The organism is Tsuneonella aeria (genome assembly GCF_009827495.1).
Classification (GTDB): domain Bacteria; phylum Pseudomonadota; class Alphaproteobacteria; order Sphingomonadales; family Sphingomonadaceae; genus Tsuneonella; species Tsuneonella aeria.
The window spans coordinates 914,102-929,292 of sequence record NZ_WTZA01000001.1; the positions used below are offsets into that span (position 1 = coordinate 914,102).

19 protein-coding genes are annotated in these 15,191 nt (G+C 67.8%); 9 read left to right on the forward strand and 10 right to left on the reverse strand.

Features of this window, described 5'->3' with window-relative positions:
• Positions 1 to 15: 15 nt before the first annotated feature.
• From atpD to GRI40_RS04450, 5 genes are all read left to right on the forward strand, one after another.
• Positions 16 to 1,473: a F0F1 ATP synthase subunit beta gene (atpD, locus tag GRI40_RS04430; RefSeq protein WP_160610227.1), complete on the forward strand. Its 1,458-nt coding sequence runs from the start codon at positions 16 to 18 to the stop codon at positions 1,471 to 1,473.
• Between the two features lie 82 nt (positions 1,474 to 1,555).
• Complete coding sequence (locus GRI40_RS04435; protein ID WP_160610228.1) at positions 1,556 to 2,299, forward strand: FkbM family methyltransferase; 744 nt, start codon at positions 1,556 to 1,558, stop codon at positions 2,297 to 2,299.
• Between the two features lie 16 nt (positions 2,300 to 2,315).
• The gene (locus GRI40_RS04440) at positions 2,316 to 2,573 is read left to right on the forward strand and encodes an ATP synthase F1 subunit epsilon (protein WP_160611396.1); all 258 of its coding nucleotides are present in this window, start codon (positions 2,316 to 2,318) and stop codon (positions 2,571 to 2,573) included.
• Positions 2,574 to 2,584: 11 nt separating this feature from the next.
• Positions 2,585 to 2,941 (forward strand): VanZ family protein, encoded by a 357-nt coding sequence (locus GRI40_RS04445; RefSeq protein ID WP_237488993.1) that lies wholly within the window; start codon positions 2,585 to 2,587, stop codon positions 2,939 to 2,941.
• 121 nt (positions 2,942 to 3,062) lie between these two features.
• Complete coding sequence (locus tag GRI40_RS04450; RefSeq protein WP_160610229.1) at positions 3,063 to 3,290, forward strand: DUF1153 domain-containing protein; 228 nt, start codon at positions 3,063 to 3,065, stop codon at positions 3,288 to 3,290.
• Positions 3,291 to 3,294: 4 nt separating this feature from the next.
• On the opposite strand, the gene GRI40_RS04455 is transcribed toward GRI40_RS04450, so the two are convergent.
• Positions 3,295 to 3,513, reverse strand: coding sequence for a hypothetical protein (locus GRI40_RS04455; RefSeq protein ID WP_237488994.1), 219 nt, complete (start codon positions 3,511 to 3,513; stop codon positions 3,295 to 3,297).
• Positions 3,514 to 3,569: 56 nt separating this feature from the next.
• A complete protein-coding gene (gene glmU / locus GRI40_RS04460) occupies positions 3,570 to 4,961 on the reverse strand; it encodes a bifunctional UDP-N-acetylglucosamine diphosphorylase/glucosamine-1-phosphate N-acetyltransferase GlmU (RefSeq protein WP_160610230.1) in 1,392 nt (463 codons plus the stop codon).
• 48 nt (positions 4,962 to 5,009) lie between these two features.
• Between glmU and gph the strand changes: the two genes are divergently transcribed.
• Together gph and GRI40_RS04470 are read left to right on the forward strand one after the other, a co-directional pair.
• Positions 5,010 to 5,687, forward strand: a complete 678-nt coding sequence (gene gph, locus GRI40_RS04465; RefSeq protein ID WP_160610231.1) for a phosphoglycolate phosphatase — start codon at positions 5,010 to 5,012, stop codon at positions 5,685 to 5,687.
• Between the two features lie 120 nt (positions 5,688 to 5,807).
• On the forward strand, positions 5,808 to 6,740 hold the full coding sequence (locus tag GRI40_RS04470; RefSeq protein ID WP_160610232.1) for an SDR family NAD(P)-dependent oxidoreductase: 933 nt from the start codon (positions 5,808 to 5,810) through the stop codon (positions 6,738 to 6,740).
• Here the strand turns inward: GRI40_RS04470 and GRI40_RS04475 are convergent.
• From GRI40_RS04475 to GRI40_RS04490, 4 genes are read right to left on the reverse strand one after another with little or no spacing between them, the layout of a single operon-like run.
• Positions 6,737 to 7,093, reverse strand: coding sequence for a DUF2794 domain-containing protein (locus GRI40_RS04475; RefSeq protein ID WP_202390323.1), 357 nt, complete (start codon positions 7,091 to 7,093; stop codon positions 6,737 to 6,739). The genes GRI40_RS04470 and GRI40_RS04475 overlap by 4 nt on opposite strands.
• A complete protein-coding gene (gene epsC / locus GRI40_RS04480) occupies positions 7,090 to 7,800 on the reverse strand; it encodes a serine O-acetyltransferase EpsC (protein WP_160610233.1) in 711 nt (236 codons plus the stop codon). Before epsC ends, GRI40_RS04475 begins: the two co-directional genes overlap by 4 nt.
• 29 nt (positions 7,801 to 7,829) lie before the next feature.
• On the reverse strand, positions 7,830 to 8,438 hold the full coding sequence (locus GRI40_RS04485; RefSeq protein ID WP_160610234.1) for a P-loop NTPase family protein: 609 nt from the start codon (positions 8,436 to 8,438) through the stop codon (positions 7,830 to 7,832).
• A gap of 31 nt (positions 8,439 to 8,469) precedes the next feature.
• Entirely contained in the window at positions 8,470 to 9,753 is a 1,284-nt protein-coding gene (locus tag GRI40_RS04490) for a heavy-metal-associated domain-containing protein (RefSeq protein WP_160610235.1), read from the reverse strand.
• Between the two features lie 53 nt (positions 9,754 to 9,806).
• On the opposite strand from GRI40_RS04490, the gene purM reads away from it, so the two are divergent.
• Both purM and purN read left to right on the forward strand, forming a co-directional pair.
• Entirely contained in the window at positions 9,807 to 10,928 is a 1,122-nt protein-coding gene (purM, locus tag GRI40_RS04495) for a phosphoribosylformylglycinamidine cyclo-ligase (protein WP_420006860.1), read from the forward strand.
• Positions 10,882 to 11,874, forward strand: a complete 993-nt coding sequence (gene purN / locus GRI40_RS04500) for a phosphoribosylglycinamide formyltransferase (RefSeq protein ID WP_160610236.1) — start codon at positions 10,882 to 10,884, stop codon at positions 11,872 to 11,874. The genes purM and purN overlap by 47 nt, the downstream gene beginning before the upstream one ends.
• Before the next feature lie 256 nt (positions 11,875 to 12,130).
• On the opposite strand, the gene GRI40_RS04505 is transcribed toward purN, so the two are convergent.
• The 4 genes from GRI40_RS04505 to GRI40_RS04520 all read right to left on the reverse strand — a co-directional run bounded on the left by GRI40_RS04505 (position 12,131) and on the right by GRI40_RS04520 (position 15,103).
• Positions 12,131 to 12,565 (reverse strand): YybH family protein, encoded by a 435-nt coding sequence (locus tag GRI40_RS04505; RefSeq protein WP_160610237.1) that lies wholly within the window; start codon positions 12,563 to 12,565, stop codon positions 12,131 to 12,133.
• 87 nt (positions 12,566 to 12,652) lie between these two features.
• On the reverse strand, positions 12,653 to 13,075 hold the full coding sequence (gene ndk / locus GRI40_RS04510; protein ID WP_160610238.1) for a nucleoside-diphosphate kinase: 423 nt from the start codon (positions 13,073 to 13,075) through the stop codon (positions 12,653 to 12,655).
• A gap of 74 nt (positions 13,076 to 13,149) precedes the next feature.
• Positions 13,150 to 13,587, reverse strand: a complete 438-nt coding sequence (locus tag GRI40_RS04515; protein WP_160610239.1) for a DNA polymerase III subunit chi — start codon at positions 13,585 to 13,587, stop codon at positions 13,150 to 13,152.
• A 61-nt stretch (positions 13,588 to 13,648) separates the two neighbouring features.
• Positions 13,649 to 15,103 (reverse strand): leucyl aminopeptidase, encoded by a 1,455-nt coding sequence (locus GRI40_RS04520; RefSeq protein ID WP_160610240.1) that lies wholly within the window; start codon positions 15,101 to 15,103, stop codon positions 13,649 to 13,651.
• Positions 15,104 to 15,191 lie beyond the last annotated feature (88 nt).

The window sequence follows — 15,191 nt, forward strand, 5'->3', positions numbered from 1 at the left end:
CAACAGGAAACGAAAATGGCCACCGCCCCCGTTCTGAACCAGACCACTAACGGCACCATCGCGCAGGTGATCGGCGCCGTCGTCGACGTCGCTTTCGAAGGCGAACTGCCGGCGATCCTGACCGCGCTGGAAACCGACAACAACGGCAACAAGCTGGTGCTCGAGGTCGCCCAGCACCTCGGCGAGAACACCGTGCGCACGATCGCGATGGACGCGACCGAAGGCCTCACCCGCGGGCAGAGCGTGACCAACACCGGCGCGCAGATCTCGGTGCCGGTCGGCCCGCAGACCCTCGGCCGCATCCTCAACGTGGTGGGTGAACCCATCGACGAACGCGGCCCGGTTGGCGCCACCCAGCGCGCCCCGATCCACGCCGAAGCCCCGCTGTTCGTCGACCAGTCGACCGAAGCGGCGATCCTTGTCACGGGTATCAAGGTCATCGACCTCCTCGCCCCGTACGCCAAGGGCGGCAAGATCGGCCTGTTCGGCGGCGCGGGCGTCGGCAAGACGGTGCTGATCCAGGAACTCATCAACAACATCGCCAAGGGCCACGGCGGCGTGTCGGTGTTCGCCGGCGTGGGTGAGCGCACACGCGAAGGCAACGACCTCTATCACGAATTCCTCGACGCCGGCGTCATCGCCAAGGACGCCGAAGGCAATCCGACCAGCGAAGGCAGCAAGGTCGCGCTCGTGTTCGGCCAGATGAACGAGCCCCCGGGCGCCCGTGCGCGCGTGGCGCTGTCGGGCCTGACGATGGCCGAATACTTCCGCGACCAGGAAGGCCAGGACGTGCTGTTCTTCGTCGACAACATCTTCCGCTTCACCCAGGCCGGTTCGGAAGTGTCGGCGCTGCTCGGCCGTATTCCGTCGGCGGTGGGCTACCAGCCGACCCTGTCGACCGACATGGGCAACCTGCAGGAACGCATCACCTCGACCACCAAGGGCTCGATCACCTCGGTCCAGGCGATCTACGTGCCGGCGGACGACTTGACCGACCCGGCGCCGGCAACTTCGTTCGCGCACCTCGACGCGACCACGACGCTCAGCCGCGCGATCTCCGAACTCGGCATCTACCCGGCGGTCGACCCGCTCGACTCCACCAGCCGCGTGCTCGAACCGCGCGTCGTGGGCGAGGAGCACTACCAGACCGCCCGCCGCGTCCAGGAAGTGCTGCAGAAGTACAAGAGCCTGCAGGACATCATCGCCATTCTCGGCATGGACGAGCTGTCGGAAGAAGATAAGCTGACCGTCCAGCGCGCCCGCAAGATCCAGCGCTTCCTCAGCCAGCCGTTCCACGTGGCCGAAGTGTTCACGAACATCCCGGGCAAGTTCGTCCAGCTGGAAGACACCGTGAAGAGCTTCAAGGCAGTGGTGGACGGCGAGTACGATCACCTGCCCGAGAGCGCCTTCTACATGGTCGGCGGGATCGAGGAAGCGGTCGAAAAGGCCAAGAAGATGGCCGACGAGGCTTGATCCCACCACGGTCCATGACCTGTGCAATGTCCGGCCGCGTGCACCCGCACGCGGCCGGAACTGCATTTGCGCCGAAGCGGGGGTGAGCGGCGTGTTCACCGACGTGGCACTGCGCGCCATCAGGGCCGGCGTACGCATCCCCGCCGGGTCGCTGGTGCAGAAGTATCTCGAGCTTTCCTACACCGCCGACCTGCTCGCCCGCCTGCGGATCGATTGCGTGCTCGATGTCGGGGCCAACACCGGCCAATTCGCCGACCGCCTGCGCCGCACCGGTTACACCGGGCACATAGTGTCGTTCGAGCCGATGCCCCGCGAATACGCCATCATCGCCGAGGCCGCGAACCGCGACGCACGCTGGCACACCTTCAACTTCGCGCTGGGCAGCAAGGCGGAGACGAAGCGCTTCAATGTCCTGGGGTCCGGTGCGGGCACGGTCTACAGCTCGTTCCTCGATCCCCTGCCCGGCGAGACGCCCGCGGTCAGCGAAACGATCGCGATCGAGGTCCGCCGGCTCGACGACGTGTTCGACCGGATCGAAGGGCTGGTCGGCGCCGACGCGCGCCATTTCCTGAAGATCGACACGCAAGGCTACGATCTCGAAGTCTGCAAAGGCGGCGAAGCGGCCCTGCCCCGCATGCTGGGCCTGCAATCGGAAGTCTCGATCAAGCCCTTGTATGCCGGCCAGCCCGGCTATATCGACGCCCTCGCCTATTACGAAGCGCTGGGATTTGCGCTGATGAACCTTTCGATCGTCAACCGCACCGCTGCGGGAAGCGTACTCGAATACGATTGCCTGATGGCGCGCCCCGCTGCGCTGGCAGGCTGAACCCAACGGACCGGATATCATGCTGCACTTCGAACTCGTCACCCCTGCCAAGCTCGTGCGTTCGGAAGACGTCCACATGGTGGTCGTCCCGGGCACCGAAGGCGACTTCGGCGTGCTGGAAGGCCACGCACCTTTCATGAGCACGGTGCGCGACGGCGCGCTGCAGGTCTATCGCACCGCCGGTGCGGCGCCGGAAACGATCGAAGTGCGCGGCGGCTTTGCCGAAGTGGGCGAAAACGGCCTCACCGTGCTGGCCGAACACGCCGAGGGCTGACCATTCGCCAGATGCTGGACGATCCGCGCACGCAGCGATGGCTGCGGCGCGCGTTCGTGGCATGCGTCCTCTTCGCATTCGTCATGGCGCTCCTCCCCCGCCCCCCGGCGCTGCCCGGGGCGCCCGGCGATAAAGTCCAGCACATGATCGCCTTCGCCACGCTGGGCTGCCTCGCGGCGGCCGGCTGGCGCGATAAGCCCGTCATCGTCCTGTTCGCCTGGCTCGCGGTATTCGGCGCCGCGATCGAGCTGTTCCAGGCCATTCCCGCCCTTCACCGGGATGCGGACTGGGTGGACTGGCTGGCCGACATGGCCGCGGCCGCCATCGCGCTTTTCGCCGTGCGCCAGGTGCTTGATTGGCCGAGATAATCGCTTCGTCGCACGAGTGGCTCGACTGGGATGCTTAACCCGGCGTAAGCCATGGTCGGCAAGATGGAATTAACTCTCTCCGTCCACTTCTGGCTCTCGAGGGGGCGGAGGAGAATTCAAGATGGCTTACCCTTACGACAGCACCGTTGCCGAAGCGATCAAGCGCGCCGGCCTGCCCAAATCCCACCGCGTGCACTGGTCCGACCAGCGCAAGAGCGACGTGGTCCGGGCGGTGCGTGACGAAGTGATCACGTTCGACGAAGCCCGCCGGCGTTACCTCCTCAGCCGCAGCGAATTCCGCACCTGGGAGGACAAGGTGGACGGGCATCGGGCCAGGGAACTGGCCTGAACGGTCAGCGGGCAATGCGCGTCGGCGCGTGAAAATCGGGTGGCTTGTCGGCCACCCATGCCACGAACTTCGCCATTGCCGCGTTTTCCAGCAATGCGGCCCGATCCCCGCCAATTCGCGCAAGCTGCGCGTTGGTGAAGTTCGCATGGATCGCCCGGTGGCATATGGGGTGCAGGGCCACCGTTTCGCGCCCGCGCTTGGCCTTTGGCACCGTGTGGTGCATCTGGAACCGGTTGCCCAGCGGCCGGTTGCACAGCCAGCAGGCGCGGTCGGTCAGGCTCAGCCCTTTTTCCCCGCGCTGCGTTCCTGCGCCTTCTTTTTCTTCATCGCGTCGTGGAAACGGTCGGCCCAGCCGGGCTTCACTAGCTGTTCCGCCCGGACCATGCGCAGTTCGCCTTCGTCCACGTCACGGCTGACGGCGCTGCCAGCGGCCACGATGGCGTCCGCGCCGATCCGCACCGGCGCGATCAGCGCGCTGTTCGATCCGATGAACGCGCGCGGCCCGATCACGGTGCGGTGCTTGAAATAGCCATCGTAATTGCAGGTGATCGTCCCGGCGCCGATATTGGCGCCCGCGCCCACGTCGGCATCGCCAAGATAGGTGAGATGATTGGCCTTCGCGCCTTCGCCAAGTGTCGCGTTCTTCATCTCCACGAAGTTGCCGACCCTGGCGCCCTTTTCCATCACCGCACCCGGCCGCAGCCGCGCGAAGGGGCCGACCTGGCAATCTTCGCCGACCTTTGCCCCTTCCAGATGGCTGAAGGCGCGGATCGTCGCGCCGTCCGCGACCGATACCCCGGGGCCGAAAACCACGTTCTGTTCGATCGTCACGTCGCGTCCCAGCACGGTGTCGTAGCTGAAGAACACCGTGTCAGGCGCGCGGAGCGACACGCCGGCGGCCATCGCCTCGTCCCGGCGGAAGCGTTGCCACTGCGCTTCGGCGTCGGCCAGCTCGCCCCGGCTGTTGATTCCGGCCACCTCGCCCGGATCGTCGGTTACCACCACTGCGCTCTTGCGCCCGTCGGCGCGGGCGACGTTGACGACATCGACGAGGTAGTATTCGCCCGCCGCGTTGTCGTTGCCCACCCGGTCCAGCAGCGCGAACAGGTCCGGCCCCCGCACCGCCATCAGCCCCGAATTGCACAGCCGGCATGCCCGCTCCGCCGCGCTTGCGTCCTTGTGCTCGACCATCTTCTCAATCGTGCCGTCCGCCGCCGCGATGACGCGGCCGTACTGCAAGGTGTCGGCGGGCTCGAACCCCAGGACCACCACGGCAGGCGCGTCATCCGCGTGCAGGCGGTCGAGCATGCGCTGCATCGTGGCGGGCCGCACGAAGGGCACGTCGCCATAGAGGATCAGCACGTCGCCGGTGAAGCCGGCCAGCGCAGCTGCCGCCTGCTGCACCGCGTGGCCGGTGCCGAGCTGCGGTTCCTGCAGCGCCGTCGCCGCGCGGCCTGCCACCGCGCTTTCGATCTGGTCACGTCCGCTGCCGACCACGACGACCGTCTGCCGGGGCGACAGTTCGTTCACGCTGGCCATCAAGTGGTGCAGCATCGCCCGCCCGCCGATCGGGTGCAGAACTTTGTGCACCTGGCTTTTCATGCGGGTGCCCTTCCCCGCGGCGAGGATGACGGCGGCAAATTCTCTGGTGATATCCATGGGGCGGGCCATGCCACCAATTCCTTGCGGTTGAAAGAATCGGCGCTACCGCCATGGCGGATGGCCGATTTCCCTTTCGATATCGTCGGGCTCGATCTCGACGGCACGCTTCTCGAAACGCACCGCGATCTCGGCGCGGCGGTCAACCATGCGCTGGTCGTGGGCGGGCAGGAGCCGGTGCCGCTGGCCGGGATCGAAGGTCTGATCGGCGGCGGTGCAAAGGCCATGCTGCGCCGGGTGACGGACAGCCGCGGCGGATTGCCGGAGGATGAATTCCAGGTGCTCTACAAGGCGCTTCTGGCTTACTACGCAGATCATAACAGCGACCACACGCGCCCGTATCCGGGGGTGGAGGACACGCTGGGCGCGATCACCGCGCGCGGGGCAAGGCTGGCGCTGATCACCAACAAGTTCGAAAGTTTCGCACGGCAGATCCTCGATGCGCTCGGCCTCGCGCAAAGGTTCGACGTGATCCTCGGCGGCGACACGCTGGGCAAGGGCCGCTCCAAGCCCGCGCCGGACCCGCTGCTTGAAGCGCGGGCGATGCTCGGCGGCGGCAGCTTCGTCTATGTCGGCGACAGCAGCTATGATGTCGCTGCGGCGCGCGCCGCCGGGGTGCCGGTCGTCGTGGCGGGATACGGTTACTGCGACCGCCCGCCGACGGAGCTGGGCGGAGACGCCGTCATCGATTCGTTCGCCGAGCTGGTCCCGGCGCTGGAGCGTCTGGGCGAGCGCTAGGGGGCGCGGGGCGCGGCGCGCGGCGCGCGCGGTTGCATCACCGCGCGGTTGTTGCCAACGCCGCTCCATGGTTTACGGACGCGTCAACCCGCACATCACTATCGAAAAAGGACATCTGCCATGACCATCTCGTTCACCGACAAGGTCGCCATCGTGACCGGCGCAGGCGGCGGTCTTGGCCGCGAATATGCACTGGAACTGGCGCGCCGCGGCGCGAAGGTCGTGGTGAACGATCTGGGCGGCGCGCGTGACGGCACGGGTCATTCGGACATGGCGCTCCAGGTGGTCGAGGAGATCGAACGCGCTGGGGGCCAGGCGATGTCGAACGGCGCCTCCGTCACCGAATACGAACAGATGGAAAAGATGGTCGCCGATGCCCGGCAGAAGTGGGGCGGCGTGCATATTCTCATCAACAACGCCGGCGTGCTGCGTGACAAGACGTTCGCCAAGATGGAACCGGCGGATTTCCGGTTCGTGGTGGACGTGCACCTCAACGGTTCTGCCAACGCCACGAAGGCGTGCTGGGACCTGATGCGCGAGCAGGCCTACGGGCGCATCCTGATGACGGCCAGCAGCACCGGCCTGTTCGGCAATTTCGGCCAGGCGAACTACGGCGCGGCCAAGCTGGGCCTTGCGGGTCTTACCAAGACGCTCCAGCTCGAAGGCGCGAAATACAACATCCGCGTCAACACGCTGTCGCCGGTCGCCGGCACGCGGATGACCGAAGACCTGTTCCCCGAACAGGCGTTCAAGCTGTTCGCGCCGGAAAACGTGGTTCCGGCCGCCCTGTATCTCGTCAGCGAAGATGCGCCGACCAACGCGATCGTGGGCGCGGGCGCCGGGGGCTACCATTCTGCCTGGGTGGTGATGAACGAAGCGGTGTGGCTGCCGGAAGACGAACGCACCGTGGAAGGCTTTGCCGCCCACTGGGACGCGATCAGCGCGCAGACCGGGCTCCAGGCGCCGAATTCGGGCGCCGAACAGTCGGGCGCGATCCTCAAGGCAATGCAGAAGGTGGTCGGCGATGCGGCGCCCACCAGCGCCCGCGACTAATCAGCGACGGAACGGAGCAGGCGGCGCTCGACCGGGGCCAGCACCCCGGCGAGTTCGTGCCCGCGCTTCAGGACCTGGCCGTGTTCGCCGAACAGGGTCCACATGCCCTGCCGGACGCGCAGGGCCGGTCGTTTCTCGATCCGCGCCTGCGGGCGCTCGGCCGCGCGCCGGAATGCCGCGAACACGGCATAATCGCGGGTGAAGTCCATCGCGTAATCGCGCCACTGGCCCGCCGCCACCATGCGTCCGTACAGGTCGAGGATACGCCCCAGCTCCACCCGTTCGAAGCCGACCTGGCTTGGCGCGCGGCCGGGGAAAGGGACGATCGATCCGCCGCCGGACGGACCCGTCACCCGCGCTTGGCCCCTGTGCGGCGGGGGGCGGGCCGGGGCCGCGAACCGGGCAGCGCCGCCTTCAGCTCCGCCAGTTCGGCGCGCAGCGCAGCCAGGTCGCCCTCCAGCTTCTCCACGCAGTCGCGGCTGGGGGTGCACGGTTCGTCACAGGGCGTGCCGTAGGGGATGAATTCCTTGATCCACTCCTCCGCCGGCACGAGGGTCGAGCGCGCCTTGAGCCCGATCATCGTCGCCCCTTCGGGGACATCGTCGGTGACCACCGCGTTCGCCCCCACCCGGGCGCGGGTGCCGATGGTGATGGGCCCGATGATCTGGGCGCCCGAACCGATGATGGTGTTGTCGCCCAGCGTCGGGTGACGCTTGCCGCCCACGCCGTTGGTGGGGTTCGTGCCGCCCAGCGTGACGCACTGGTAGATGGTGACGTTGTCGCCGATCTCGGCCGTTTCGCCGATCACGGTGAAGCCGTGGTCGATGAACAGGTTGCGCCCGATCGTGGCGCCGGGATGGATGTCGATCGCGGTCAGGAACCGGCTGAAGTGGTTCACGAACCGCGCGAGGAAATAGAGCTTCGCCTCGTACAGCCAGTGCGCCACGCGGTGCAGCCCGACGGCGAGGACGCCGGGATAGAGCAGGATTTCCCAGCGCGACTGCGGCGCGGGGTCGCGCGCGCGTATGGAATCGAGATAGCCGGTCAGTCGCTCGAACATCGCGCCCCGAAACTCCCATCCTTCGCGCTTCAAAGCAAGCGCGGCTGCTCCAGGCCCTGCACCGCGTCGAGTGCGTCGCGCCAGACCGACTGGGTCGGTGGGGTCTTGCGCTCCAGGCTCAGCCTGTCGATCGTCGCGACCACCGCCTCGATCCCGGCAAAGCTGCGTTCCAGCCGCGGAACCAGGTAGGTAAGCGCCCCGTCGCCCAGCGCAAGGGCGCGCGCTTCGGCATGGGCCGCGATCAGCGCGGCGACCATGTCGTCATCCGGCACCCCGATCGCCAGGTGGAGCGCGGCGCCCAGGCGGCTGCGCAGGTCGGGAAGGCGGATCGTCCACGGGTCGGCGGCGATCAGCAGCAGCGGACGGCCGGTTTCCTGCGTGCGGTTCCAGCGATGAAACAGCTCGGTCTCGTCCAGCGTGTCCGCCCGGTCGAGCACATCGGCACCCCCCTGCCCTTCGACCCAGCGCCCCAGCAGGCTCTTCCCACTGCGCGGCGGGCCGGCGAGGATTGCCGTGCCATATGGCCAGGCGGCCGGTTCGCCCAGCGCGTCGACCGCGGCGCGATTGGCGTTGCCGACCACGACGCGGCCCGGGTCATCGGCCCGCCGCACCGACAGCGGCAGGGCGAACTGGCCCATCAGCCGCGATCCCTGGCGCCGCCCGTCCGCCTCACCGGCTGATGACGAGCGAGTTGCTGGTCTGCCGCACGGTGAAGCCCCGCGCGCGAAGTGCCGTCGCAAGCTCGGAAAGCGTGCCGCCGAATGCGATCGTCATGACCGACGTGCCCCCCACCGCGGTGCTGGTCGGCGTGGCCGATCGCACGCCGACCGCGCCCCGCGCGCCCGCCAGCGCATCGTCGAACGATGCGGCGTCGGGCGTCAGGAACTCGACGGCGTAGGTGTTGACGACCGAAGTCGTCTCCGGATCGTTGGCGGGTTCCGCCTCCGCCGGTTTCTCCGCCTCGCGCGCACGGCGCGCCGCGGCCTCGGCTGCGCGATCCCGCTGGCCCGCGAGCCGTCCCAGCTCGATCATCTGCTGGATCGCCGGGTCGATCTGGGGCTCACCCAGCGCCAGGGTCGGATCGGGCGCCAGCTTCCCGTCGGCGAGCGCCTGTTCGTAGATGGCGTTGAAGCGCTGGACCGCCTGGTCGAGCATTTCGGGCAAGGCTTCCTGGCTGGGGGCGGTCAGCGTGAAGCTGGCAAGATAGGTGTTGTCCGGCCCATGGCGCGCGGTGAACTCGCCCCGGACGGGGCCGCCCGGATACTGATGTTCCAGCCGCGCGATCGCGACGAGCACGTCCGACGCGCCGAACTGGTCGAGCACGTTGCGCCACCATGTGCGGCTGCGGCGGTTGACCTGCCCCGCCGTCAGCAGGAGCGAATCGCCGCCCGAACCCGATGGGCGAACGTAATCGATCCGGCTCGCCCCCGGCTGGTATTCGGCCCAGGCGCGCTGCCACGGGTTGCGCCGTTCATAGACCGTCTGCGTGCCGCCGGAATAGGTCACGGGCACCAGGAGCATCGGGGCCGAATGCGCGATCGCCTCCCCCCGGCCCAGCAGGCCGCCCGCGCGCGCCCGGTCGAACACGACGCCGAGACGCGCCACGTAGCGTGTCGGGCCCAGCTGTTCCGATTCGACCACCACGGAGGATACCAGGCCGAACAACTGGCCATCGGGGATCGATGGGCCGCCGATCTTCTTCCACGCCAGGCGCATGGCTTCCTGCCAGCCCTTGTCGCGCGCGTCCGCCGCATCCTTGCCGGTAACGTCCACCTCCACCCCGCGCACGTGGATGTCGCCGGACGCGGCCACGGCCGCGATGCCGCGATCGCCGGCGATCTGCGCCCAGATCGCGTTGGCACCCAAAGCGGCCAGCGCCGCCCCGGCAAGCGCCAGCCCGGCTGCCACGGTGGCGCGGCGCGGATTGCGCGAAAGGTGGGTGAAAGCCATCATCGGGGAAAAACCGGGGGCCTTTTGCCCAAAGGGCCATGGAAATCCAAGCGCGAATGCGTAAGGGCATGGGCATGGCCGAAAACCGCCCGCCCCGCGCGTACACCTATCAATCCGCCGGCGTCTCGATCGACGCGGGCAACGCGCTTGTCAAAGCGATTGGCCCGCTCGCAAAATCCACCGCGCGTCCGGGGGCGACCAGCGAACTCGGCGGCTTCGGCGGTTTCTTCGATCCGCGCGCCGCGGGCTATGTGGACCCGATCCTGGTCGCCGCGAACGACGGCGTGGGCACCAAGCTGAAGCTGGCGATCGACCATGACCGGCACGATACCGTCGGCATTGATCTGGTCGCGATGTGCGTCAACGACCTGATCGTCCAGGGTGCCGAACCGCTTTTCTTCCTCGACTACTTCGCCACCGGCAAGCTGGAGAACGGGATCGCCGAACGCGTGATTGCCGGGATCGCCGATGGCTGCCGGCAGGCGGGCTGCGCGCTGATCGGCGGCGAAACGGCCGAAATGCCGGGCATGTATGCGGCGGGCGATTACGACCTTGCCGGTTTCTGCGTCGGTGCGGTCGAGCGGGGGGAGCAGCTTGCGGGCGACAAGGTGGCGCCCGGCCATGTGCTGCTGGGCCTTGCCAGCACCGGGGTCCATTCCAACGGTTATTCGCTGGTGCGCCGTCTTGCGGAAGATCGCGAATGGCGGATGGACCGGCCCGCCCTGTTCGATCCCGATGTCCGCCTGATCGATACCTTGATCGCGCCGACGCGCATCTATGTCGCATCCCTCCTGCCGCTGGTGCGCGCGGGCAAGATCGACGCGCTGGCCCATATCACCGGCGGCGGCCTGCTGGAAAACATCCCGCGCGTCCTGCCGGACGGCGCGCACGCGGTGGTCGATGTCGATGCCTGGGAACAGCCCCGCCTGATGGCGTTCCTGCAGGCCCAGGGCGCGATGGAACCCGCCGAGATGGCGCGTACGTTCAACTGCGGCATCGGCATGGTGCTGGCCGTCACCCCCGATCTTGCGCGCGAGGTCGCCGCCGATCTCGAGGCGAACGGCGAGACGGTCTATCGCATCGGCGAGGTTATCGACGGGCCGCGGGGTTGCACCGTGCGGGGATCGGCCGATGCCTGGTCCGCGCGCGAAGCATGGGAAGCGCGCCATCTTGCGTGAGAAGGCGCGGGTCGCCGTGCTCATTTCGGGCAGCGGCACGAACATGGCCGCGCTGCTCTATGCCAGCAGGCTGCCCGATGCGCCGTACCGGATCGTGCTGGTGGCCAGCAACGATCCGTCCGCCGCAGGCCTCGCCATCGCCGAAGCGGAAGGCGTGCCGGTGTTCGCCCAGGCGCACCGCGGGATGGAACGGGCGGCCCACGATGCCGCGATGGACGCGGCCATCCGTGCCAGCGGGGCCGAATACGTCGCGCTGGCCGGCTACATGCGCGTGATCGGCCCGGCGTTCGTCTCGGCGTGGGCGGGGCGGATGCTGAACATCCACCCGTCGCTCCTGCCAAAGTATCGCGGCCTCGCGACGCACCAGGCGGCAATCGACGCGGGCGACCGGGTGGCCGGATGCAGCGTCCACCTCGTCACCGACGAACTGGACGCGGGCGAGGTGCTCGGCCAGGCGCAGGTCGCCGTCCTGCCGGGGGATACGGCAGGGACGCTGGCGGACCGCGTGCGCATCGCCGAACACCAGCTCTATCCACGGGTTCTTGCGGATTACGTCTCCCGCCCGTTCGACGCCGACTGGCTCGTCGCACAGGTGCGGGAACGGGCCCTCGCCCTCCCCCAGGCGGAAGAAACGGTCAGCCACGGGATGCCCTGTTTCGGGATCGTGAAGGGCAAGAAATTCGGCTGGGTCTCGCTCGACCACCACGGCGACGGGCGCACCGCCCTGCTGGCGCGGATAAGCGGCCTCGACGAACAGGCGCACCTGATCGAAAGCGATCCCATGCGCTATTATCGCCCGCCCTATTTCGGGGACGAGTGGATCGGCATCCGCCTCGATCTCGGCGATACCGACTGGGAGGCGATCGACGGCTGGCTGCAGCGGAGCTGGCGTTCGGTCGCGCCCAAGCGGCTCACCACACTGATCGACGCCGCCGACCAGTTCTGATTGCGGCCGCACGCAGGGCGCTCGTTCGCCGTCACGCCCAACGCGCCTGGGACTACCGCCTGGCAAGTGCGCGGGCGAGGTTCGAAGGACCGGCCGAAGTCGATTTCGCCGCGATTGGCGCCGACTGGTGGGCCGGATCCTCGGCCTCGCTTTAGTTACCGGAAGGTGCGCAATGCTGGGAATCGGACGGCGCACGCGGCGCCGCGCAGGGGTCGCACTATGGAGCGAATCTTGCAGCCCTAGGGCGGCCTTGCGCTCAGGCCGGTTTGCTGGCGGCGCGCGACGAAAGGTCCACCGCCGCGTCGGGCGCGTATGTCCGGCTCATGTGCGGGGGGCCGCCTTCCGCCCACGATTGCCATTCGGCCAGCGCGCCGTCCTCGCATCGGGCGCGCCAGGCCGCCCGGCGACGCCCGAACTCGGGATCCGCGCTGTGCGCCCAGCCCCGCATCAGGACATAAGGATCGCTGAAGCTGACCGATTCCACCTCGACGAAGATGCCGGGATCCTTGTCGAACAACGTCCGGGCAGCCTCCAGCGCGGCGGCATGCCCGACGACGCCTTCGCGCAAGCTATCGATATAGGTGAAATCGTCGGTAATGAGCCCGGCGAATGCGTCGAGATCGTGCGCGTTCACGGCCGCGACGAATCGCGCGGCGAGCGCCTTGCACCTTCTGCCTCGACCCCAAAGCATGACCCGACCCTAGCATGGATATGCCGGGTGTGGCCATTGCTGAAAGTTTAGTTGGGCGCCGGCGTCTTTGTGACGCCGGCGTGATCGTTAGCCGACGATTTCTTCCGGCTTGAAGAAATAATCGATTTCGATCTTGGCATTTTCATCAGAATCGGACCCATGGACCGAATTGGCCTCGATCCCTTCGGCATAGGTCTTGCGGATCGTGCCTTCGTCGGCGTCGGCCGGGTTCGTCGCGCCCATGACGTCGCGGTTGCGCTTCACCGCGTCTTCGCCTTCCAGGACCTGCACGACCACCGGGCCGCTGGTCATGAAATCGCACAGTTCGCCGAAGAAGGGGCGTTCCTTGTGCACGGCATAGAAGCCTTCCGCCTGTTCGCGGCTGAGCCGGACCCGCTTTGACGCGACGACGCGCAGGCCGGCATCCTCCAGCATCTTGGTGACCGCGCCGGTGAGGTTGCGGCGGGTGGCGTCGGGCTTGATGATGGAAAAGGTGCGGGTGACCGCCATGACAGGTTCCTTGGACAACAGGGATGGGTTGGATTGCGCGCGCCCCTAACGATGGCCCGCGCAAGGCGCAAGGGTCACGCTTTCCTGACCCATTTGCCCGATTCCTGCGCGAAGTAGCCGCGCTCCACATCGGCACGCCCGTCGAACTGCCGCCAGACAGCCCGGGCATCGGGCGCGCCGTCTTCGCCGAACAACAGTATGGTGCGATCGAAGCCCGCGGCCCCGTCGCGCCACTTCCCGTCCGCCAGCACCAGGACTCGCGCGCCATTCGCCGGATCGCAATGCGCCGACAGCAGGATCGGCTGGCGCGCGGCATGAGGGGCGGCCGCCTCGCCATTGGCAAGGAAGGCATCCGGCTTCGCCTCCCACAGCGCCGCCGAAATGGCGCCGCGGCGCGCATCATCGGCATCGGTCACCAACAATCGATCGCCGGTTCCGACCACGCGTTCGGCGATCAGGGCCACGATCCGGGGGATGGGGCCTTCGGAGAACTGCCAGAAGTCCAGGTTCATCGCGGATCGCCTCTTATCTCGCCCGATAAGAATTCTCTTTGCAGCCTTCGCGAACGCGCCGTCAGCCCTCCAGGACCTCGCGGACGTAGCGGTCGATCAGCCGCACGCCGTAGCCCGTGGCCCCCTTGTCCCACGTCGCGCCCGGCTTCGTCGCCCACACCATGCCGGCAATATCGCAGTGCGCCCACGGCCGATCCTTGTCGATGAACCGCTGCAGGAACTGCGCCGCCGTGATCGATCCGCCTTCGCGCGGACCGATGTTCTGCATGTCGGCAATCGGCGAATCGATCAGCTTGTCGTACGCCGGGCCCAGCGGCATGCGCCACAGCTTGTCGCCCGATGTCTTGCCCGCCTGGAGCAATGCGTCCGCCAGGGTATCGTCGTTGGCGAACAGGCCGCCGTGCTCGAAGCCCAGGCTGATGATCATCGCGCCCGTCAGCGTCGCGAAATCGACAATGGCGACGGGGTCGTGCTCCTTCTGCACCCAGGTCAGCGCGTCGCACAGCACCAGCCGCCCCTCAGCGTCTGTGTTGAGGACCTCGACGGTCTGGCCGCTCATGGTTGTGATCACGTCACCCGGGCGCATCGCCTTCCCGTCGGGCATGTTCTCGACAAGGCCCATCACCGCGACGACATTCGCCTTGGCCTTGCGGCGGGCAATGGCGAGCATCGCGCCGGCAACAGCCCCCGCGCCGCCCATGTCCCACTTCATGTCGCCCATGCCCGGCCCTGGCTTGAGGCTGATACCCCCGGTATCGAATGTGACGCCCTTGCCGACGAAAGCGGTCGGCCGCTCGCCCGCGGCGCCGCCGTTCCACTTCACCGCGAGCAGGCGCGCCGGCTGTTCGGACCCCTGGCCGACGCCCAGCAGCGCGCCCATGCCCAGGGCCGCCATCTCCTCGACGCCGAGCACGGTCACTTCCAGCCCGGCCGCTTCGTACAGTGGCCGGACGCGGTCCACGAAGGACGCCGGGTAGATGATGTTCGCCGGCTCCGTGACCAGTTCACGGGTCAGTTCGATACCCTCGGCCAGCGCCTCCGCGTCAGCCCACGCCGCTTCCGCTCCTTCGCCCGCGCCGACGATAATCACGCGCTTCAGCGTGATCTTCTGTTCGTCCTTCATCCGGGTGCGGTAGATGTCATATCGCCACGCGCGCAGCCGCAGCCCCATCGCGACCGCCGAAATCTCCTCGGCGCTCAAGCCGTCTGCCGCGAGCGCGATCGATTCCGCGCCGGAACAGGCGAATTTCGCCGCCAGTGCGCCGCCCGCCTTCTCCAGGTTGGCGATGCGGGCTTCGTTTTCCGGCTCGCCCGCGCCTGCCAGCGCCACGCGGATCACCGCGCCATCACGCTCGGCAAACCCGTCGAACACCTGGCCCGGCCGGGCCTTGAAGCGCGCGGCCCTGGCACCTTCGGCCATGGCGCGATCGATGTCGGACGGAAGCGTGTCCAGATTGACGACGCGGGCGACGATCGGGGTGCCGGCAGGGACGGCGGTGGCGAATTCGACCTTCATGAAATCTCCGGATATTCTGCGAGTCCGAACGCTGCATCGAGGCGGTCTGCCGCAACGCGTGCGGCGGGGTGCGTTGGCGATTGCGATT

What these genes read in the sequence shown, in the direction of transcription:
- atpD (WP_160610227.1), top strand. Translation starts at nt 16, where the DNA reads ATGGCCACCGCCCCCGTTCTGAACCAGACCACTAACGGCACCATCGCG.
- GRI40_RS04445 (WP_237488993.1), top strand. Translation starts at nt 2,585, where the DNA reads ATGCTGGACGATCCGCGCACGCAGCGATGGCTGCGGCGCGCGTTCGTG.
- GRI40_RS04450 (WP_160610229.1), top strand. Translation starts at nt 3,063, where the DNA reads ATGGCTTACCCTTACGACAGCACCGTTGCCGAAGCGATCAAGCGCGCC.
- GRI40_RS04455 (WP_237488994.1), bottom strand. Translation starts at nt 3,513, where the DNA reads ATGCACCACACGGTGCCAAAGGCCAAGCGCGGGCGCGAAACGGTGGCC.
- glmU (WP_160610230.1), bottom strand. Translation starts at nt 4,961, where the DNA reads ATGGCCCGCCCCATGGATATCACCAGAGAATTTGCCGCCGTCATCCTC.
- gph (WP_160610231.1), top strand. Translation starts at nt 5,010, where the DNA reads ATGGCCGATTTCCCTTTCGATATCGTCGGGCTCGATCTCGACGGCACG.
- GRI40_RS04470 (WP_160610232.1), top strand. Translation starts at nt 5,808, where the DNA reads ATGACCATCTCGTTCACCGACAAGGTCGCCATCGTGACCGGCGCAGGC.
- epsC (WP_160610233.1), bottom strand. Translation starts at nt 7,800, where the DNA reads ATGTTCGAGCGACTGACCGGCTATCTCGATTCCATACGCGCGCGCGAC.
- GRI40_RS04485 (WP_160610234.1), bottom strand. Translation starts at nt 8,438, where the DNA reads ATGGGCCAGTTCGCCCTGCCGCTGTCGGTGCGGCGGGCCGATGACCCG.
- GRI40_RS04490 (WP_160610235.1), bottom strand. Translation starts at nt 9,753, where the DNA reads ATGATGGCTTTCACCCACCTTTCGCGCAATCCGCGCCGCGCCACCGTG.
- purM (WP_420006860.1), top strand. Translation starts at nt 9,807, where the DNA reads ATGCGTAAGGGCATGGGCATGGCCGAAAACCGCCCGCCCCGCGCGTAC.
- purN (WP_160610236.1), top strand. Translation starts at nt 10,882, where the DNA reads ATGCCTGGTCCGCGCGCGAAGCATGGGAAGCGCGCCATCTTGCGTGAG.
- GRI40_RS04505 (WP_160610237.1), bottom strand. Translation starts at nt 12,565, where the DNA reads ATGCTTTGGGGTCGAGGCAGAAGGTGCAAGGCGCTCGCCGCGCGATTC.
- ndk (WP_160610238.1), bottom strand. Translation starts at nt 13,075, where the DNA reads ATGGCGGTCACCCGCACCTTTTCCATCATCAAGCCCGACGCCACCCGC.
- GRI40_RS04515 (WP_160610239.1), bottom strand. Translation starts at nt 13,587, where the DNA reads ATGAACCTGGACTTCTGGCAGTTCTCCGAAGGCCCCATCCCCCGGATC.
- GRI40_RS04520 (WP_160610240.1), bottom strand. Translation starts at nt 15,103, where the DNA reads ATGAAGGTCGAATTCGCCACCGCCGTCCCTGCCGGCACCCCGATCGTC.